Here is a 1,742-nt window from a genome sequence, read left to right as displayed (position 1 = left end):
CCAACGATATATCCTCGCTACCGCTTCGGATACATCCGTTGCTCAAAATGTCATTTTTTCTTTTCTAGATACATTGATATTACTTTAGTACGCAGGTTATNNNNTCATTCAATAACAATAAATATTATATAAATAAAAAAATGAAATTACCAATTAGGTATATCACCTTGTTGATAATTTCATTATATTACTTTATTCTTAACTTAACCTTAACTATTAAAGTCTTTTTTCTAATTCTTCCTTTTCTTTTTCAAATCCTGGCTTACCTAATAATGCAAACATATTCTTTTTATATGCTTCTACACCTGGTTGATCAAATGGATTAACACCTAATATATATCCACTTAATGCACAAGCTTTTTCAAAGAAATATACTAAATATCCAAAGTTATATTCATCTAATCTAGGTATATTAACTATTAAGTTTGGAACTTGTCCATCAGTATGAGCTAATAAAGTTCCTTGGAAAGCTTTTTTATTCACAAAATCAACAGTTTTTCCAGCTAAATAGTTTAAGCCATCTAAATCTACATCAACTTCATCTATAGTTATCTCTCTCTTAGCATTTTCTACATTTAAAACTGTCTCAAATAGTATTCTTTTACCATCTTGTATGTATTGTCCCATAGAATGTAAGTCTGTTGAGAAATCTACTGCAGCAGGGAATATTCCTTTATTGTCTTTCCCTTCACTCTCACCATATAGTTGCTTCCACCATTCAGCAACATAATGTAATTGTGGTTCATAGTTTACTAATAATTCAACATCTTTTCCTTTTCTATGTAATATATTTCTAACTACTGCATATTGGTAACTATCATTAGTCTTTAAATCAGAAGTACTAAATTCTTCACAAGCATCTTGAGCACCTTGCATCATAGCATCTATATCAAGTCCTGCACAAGCTATCGGTAATAGTCCAACTGGAGTTAAAACAGAGAAACGACCACCTACATCATCTGGTATTATGAATGTTTCATATCCTTCTTCATCTGCTAACTTTCTAAGAGCACCTTTTGAAGAATCTGTAGTTGCGTAGATTCTTTTACTAGCTTCTTCTTTTCCATATTTCTTTTCTAAGTAATCTTTGAATATTCTAAATGCTATTGCAGGTTCAGTTGTTGTTCCTGATTTAGATATAACGTTTATAGATACATCTTTATCCTTTATTACATCTAATAAGTCCATCATATATGTAGAACTTATATTTTGTCCTACAAAGTATATTTCTGGAGATTTTCTATCTTCCTTAGATAGGTTATTTCTAAATGAATGGCTTGCCATTTCTATAGCAGCTCTCGCTCCTAAGTAAGATCCACCTATACCTATAACTAAAAGTACATCTGTATCTGACTTTATTTTTTCTGCTGCTTTCTTTATTCTATCGAATTCTTCTTTATTATAATTTTTAGGAAGCTCCACCCATCCTAAAAAGTCATTTCCTAATCCAGTTTTTTCATGAATCATTTTGTGAGCTTGATCTACATAAGCTTGCATACAATCTACTTCATATTCATTTATAAATCCTATAGCCTTGCTATAATCAAATTTAATATTTCCCATAAATATCCCTCTTTCTTTCTATCTTTAAGAAAATTATAGCATAAACTTCCTCTATAATTAATCATAAATTACATTTCTTTATCTTATAATTCAATACTTTTTATAAAACACTATATTTATTAATATTACAAATAAAAAAGTTGCCTCAAATGAGACAACCTTTATTTTTTAATTAGTTA

At 29.2% G+C, this 1,742-nt stretch carries 1 protein-coding gene; it reads right to left on the bottom strand.

The genetic code is table 11. From position 1 onward, the window contains the following. Positions 1-216 precede the first annotated feature (216 nt). On the bottom strand, positions 217-1,563 hold the full coding sequence (locus G3997_RS00715) for a glucose-6-phosphate isomerase (protein ID WP_296646540.1): 1,347 nt from the start codon (positions 1,561-1,563) through the stop codon (positions 217-219). Positions 1,564-1,742 lie beyond the last annotated feature (179 nt).

The organism is Romboutsia sp. 13368, assembly GCF_018336475.1.
Taxonomy (GTDB): Bacteria; Bacillota; Clostridia; order Peptostreptococcales; family Peptostreptococcaceae; genus Romboutsia.
Note: the sequence above shows the minus strand (reverse complement) of the source record. Positions and strands in the feature narration are given on the sequence as shown.